The following is a 3,924-nucleotide window of genomic DNA, read 5'->3' as shown; positions in this document are numbered from 1 at the left end:
ATCCATACCGGCCGCCCGCCGGGGGCGGGGCGCCGGGTGAGCGGGCGGGCCGCCCCGGCGGGCGGCCGGTATGGATCGGTTACCCCACGGCGTTACACGAGTACAAAGACGACTAGTGACAGGTAGCGATTCAGTCTCTAGGGTGCCTGAATATGGATATGCACACTGTGGTGGTGGGGACGTCCGGCACGACCGCGGAAGACGTGATCGCCGTCGCTCGCGACGGCGCCCGCGTCGTCGTGTCGGAGGAAGCCCTCGCCGCCGTCGCCGCCGCGCGGCAGGTGATCGACGATCTGGCCGCCAAGCCGGACCCGGTGTACGGCGTCTCGACCGGCTTCGGCGCCCTCGCCGTGCGGCACATCAGCCCCGACCTGCGGGCCCAGCTCCAGCGCAACATCGTCCGCTCGCACGCCGCCGGCATGGGCCCGCGCGTCGAGCGCGAGGTCGTGCGGGCGCTGATGTTCCTGCGCCTGAAGACCGTCGCCTCCGGGCACACCGGCGTACGCCCGCTCGTCGTCGAGACCATGGCCGCCGTCCTCAACGCGGGTATCACCCCCGTGGTGCACGAGTACGGCTCGCTCGGTTGCTCCGGCGACCTCGCGCCGCTCTCGCACTGCGCGCTCACGCTGATGGGCGAGGGTGACGCCGAGGGGCCCGACGGTGTGGTGCGCCCGGCCGCGCAGCTGCTCGCCGAGCACCGCATCGAGCCCGTGGAACTGCGGGAGAAGGAGGGGCTCGCGCTGCTCAACGGCACCGACGGCATGCTCGGCATGCTCGTCATGGCCTGCGCGGACCTCTCCCGTCTGATCACCTCGGCCGACATCACCGCCGCGCTGTCCCTGGAGGCGCTGCTCGGTTCGGAGAAGGTGCTGGCCCCCGAGCTCCACACCATCCGCCCCCACCCGGGGCAGGGCGCGAGCGCCGCGAACATGGCGGCGGTGCTGGCCGGTTCCGGGCTCACCGGGCACCACCAGGACGACGCTCCGCGCGTTCAGGACGCGTACTCGATCCGCTGTGCCCCGCAGGTCGCCGGGGCGGGCCGGGACACCCTGGCCCACGCGCGGCTGGTGGCGGACCGCGAGCTGGCCGCCGCGGTCGACAACCCCGTGGTGCTGAGGGACGGCCGTGTGGAGTCCAACGGCAATTTCCATGGTGCGCCGGTGGCTTATGTCCTTGATTTCCTTGCCATCGCGGCTGCTGACCTTGCTTCCATCGCCGAGCGGCGGACCGACCGGCTGCTGGACAAGAACCGTTCGCACGGGCTGCCGGCCTTCCTGGCCGGGGACGCCGGTGTGGACTCGGGGCTGATGATCGCCCAGTACACCCAGGCCGCGCTGGTCAGCGAGATGAAGCGGCTGGCGGTCCCGGCGTCGGTGGACTCGATCCCGTCCTCCGCGATGCAGGAGGACCACGTCTCCATGGGCTGGTCGGCGGCGCGCAAGCTGCGGACGGCCGTGGCGGCGCTCGGCCGGGTCATCGCCGTGGAGCTGGTCGCCGCGACGCGGGCGATCGAGCTGCGGGAGGGCCTGGAGCCGTCCCCGGCCTCGCGGGCGGTGCTGAAGGCCGTGCGCGCGGCGGGTGTGGAGGGGCCGGGCGCGGACCGGTTCCTGGCGCCGGACCTGGCGGCCGCCGAGGCGTTCGTCCGGGCCGGTGAGCTCGTCGCGGCGGTGGAGCCGGTGACGGGGCCGCTGGCCTGACGGCGGGGCCGGTCGGTGGGGCCGTCAGCGGGCGGCGGTGCGTGATCTGCGGACGGCGCCCGTGACCAGCGCGCCGCCCGCGGCGACGAACGCTATGCCGCCGAAGAGATACGGAGTGGTGTCGACGCTCCCGCTGGCCGCCAGCTCCTGGGCGGCCGGGGCCGTCGCCGCCACGGCGGCGCCCTGCTGCTCCTGGGGGCGCTCGGGCGTAGCGTTGGCAGTGGGGACGAACCACAGCGCGCACAGCACCGTGCCGGCGGCGACGGCGGTCAGCAACGGGCGACGTGTGGTCACGGGATGAATCCCCCTGGCGACGACGGAGATTGGTGGTCGTGGAGCTGTGGCGCGTCCCGACTGACACGATGTTAGTGACACCGGCCGCCGGTGGGGAAGCCATGGTGTGTCAGTGGTCTCTTAGCAGGGCTTTCTTCCTTTATCAAGACCCCGGTTGCGGACCTCGCGGCCCCAGGGGCTTTACTGGCGTGGTCTTTCCCACAGTTTGCCGATGAGTGGAACCGGGCCAAACGGTGCACGCGTTCCTATATGCAGTAGCCGGGATACGTGTAGCCCCACGAGCCCCACGATCGGCTCGGGGGATTCCGGGGTCCAGGAGCAATGGAGAAGCGTGTGATGACGTACGGCAAGCGCCGCAAGGGCCTGGTGGCCGCGGCCGCTGTGCTCGGCGGGGTACTGACCCTGGCCGCCTGTGGTGGCGACGGCGACGACGCCAAGGGTGGCGGTGACGCCAAGGGGAAGTCGCAGGGGCAGGTCGACGCCGCGGCCGCCAAGGACGCCTCCAAGGCGCAGATCAAGATCACGCCCAAGGACGGGGTCAACAACGCCGGCATCACGACCGACGCCGTGGCCGTCACCGTCAGTGACGGTGAGCTCACCAGCGTCAAGATGGCGACGGAAAAGGGCACTCCCGTCGAGGGTTCAATATCTTCGGACAAGAAGTCCTGGAAGCCGAACAAGCAGCTCGAGCGTTCGACCAAGTACAAGATCGCTGTCGAGGCCAAGGACTCCAAGGACCGCAAGGCCACCGAGAACTCCTCCTTCTCCACCGTCTCCCCCGACAACAGCTTCATCGGCTCCTTCACGCCGGAGGACGGCTCCACGGTCGGCGTCGGCATGCCCGTGTCGATCAACTTCGACAAGCCGATCAAGAACCGGAAGGACGTCCAGTCCCACCTGGAGGTCACCAGCAGCAGCGGCCAGAAGGTCGTCGGCCACTGGTTCGGCGACCAGCGCATCGACTTCCGGCCGCAGGACTACTGGAAGGCCAACTCCGAGGTCACGCTGAAGATGGACCTCGACGGCGTCGAGGGCGGCCCGAACATCAAGGGCGTCCAGAAGAAGACGATGAAGTTCAAGATCGGCCGCGCCCAGGTCGCCACGGTGGACGCCAAGACCCACCAGATGACGGTGGTGCGGGACGGTCAGACCATCAAGACCATCCCGATCTCGGCGGGCAGCCCGGCCAACCCGACGTACAACGGCAAGATGGTGATCTCCGAGAAGTTCGTGGAGACCCGGATGAACGGCTCCACCGTCGGCTTCACCGGCAAGGACGGCAAGGGCGAGTACGACATCAAGGACGTGCCGCACGCCATGCGCCTGTCCACGTCGGGCACGTTCATCCACGGCAACTACTGGGGCAGCGGCGTCTTCGGCGTCGCCAACACCAGCCACGGCTGCGTGGGCCTGGAGGACAAGCAGGGCGCCAACGACCCGAACACCTCGGGTGCCTGGTTCTACAACAACTCCCTGCTCGGCGACGTCGTCGAGGTGAAGAACTCCGACGACAAGACCATCGCCCCGGACAACGGCCTCAACGGCTGGAACATGGACTGGGCCCAGTGGGTCGCGGGCAGCGCCACGGGCGCGTGACCTCCGGCAGCTGACGCGCGAAGGGGCCCTCCCCGCGGATCCGTCCGCGGGGAGGGCCCTTTGTCGTTTCGGCACGTTGGCGTTCGGCACGCGCGAAAAACCGAACGACAGCGCGGGGCTCACGTCGTAGCGTGCGCGGGATGAGCGAACTGCTGTGTCTGAGTGACCGTCCTTCCGAGAGCGAGGTCGACGGCTGGCATGCCGTCATGGCCTCCGCGCATGCCCATGACCTGCCCGCCGTGCCGGGGCCCGGGCGGGTGGAGACGGCCGGGGTGCTGAGGGTGACGGACGGTGACAGCCGGTACGTGCGGCTGGCCGTGCCGGGGGAGGGCGGGAC

Annotated in this window: 4 protein-coding genes; 3 read left to right on the top strand and 1 reads right to left on the bottom strand. The window is 70.0% G+C overall.

Features of this window, described 5'->3' with window-relative positions:
* Window positions 1–152 precede the first annotated feature (152 nt).
* On the top strand, window positions 153–1,697 hold the full coding sequence (hutH, locus tag K6I33_RS32810; protein ID WP_229358289.1) for a histidine ammonia-lyase: 1,545 nt from the start codon (window positions 153–155) through the stop codon (window positions 1,695–1,697).
* Between the two features lie 24 nt (window positions 1,698–1,721).
* On the opposite strand, the gene K6I33_RS32805 is transcribed toward hutH, so the two are convergent.
* Window positions 1,722–1,991, bottom strand: coding sequence for a hypothetical protein (locus K6I33_RS32805; RefSeq protein WP_229358287.1), 270 nt, complete (start codon window positions 1,989–1,991; stop codon window positions 1,722–1,724).
* 321 nt (window positions 1,992–2,312) lie between these two features.
* On the opposite strand from K6I33_RS32805, the gene K6I33_RS32800 reads away from it, so the two are divergent.
* Both K6I33_RS32800 and K6I33_RS32795 read left to right on the top strand, forming a co-directional pair.
* Entirely contained in the window at window positions 2,313–3,587 is a 1,275-nt protein-coding gene (locus K6I33_RS32800) for an Ig-like domain-containing protein (RefSeq protein ID WP_229358285.1), read from the top strand.
* Window positions 3,588–3,727: 140 nt separating this feature from the next.
* Window positions 3,728–3,924, top strand: a 197-nt coding sequence (locus K6I33_RS32795) for a hypothetical protein (protein ID WP_229358283.1), incomplete at its 3' end; no start/stop codon positions are given.

This window comes from Streptomyces sp. UNOB3_S3, from assembly GCF_020740895.1.
Lineage (GTDB): Bacteria > Actinomycetota > Actinomycetes > Streptomycetales > Streptomycetaceae > Streptomyces.
This window is presented reverse-complemented; position numbering and strand designations above follow the sequence as displayed.

Excerpts from the sequence above, each read along its gene's own strand:
- hutH (WP_229358289.1), top strand. The coding sequence starts at position 153 with ATGGATATGCACACTGTGGTGGTGGGGACGTCCGGCACGACCGCGGAA.
- K6I33_RS32800 (WP_229358285.1), top strand. The coding sequence starts at position 2,313 with ATGGAGAAGCGTGTGATGACGTACGGCAAGCGCCGCAAGGGCCTGGTG.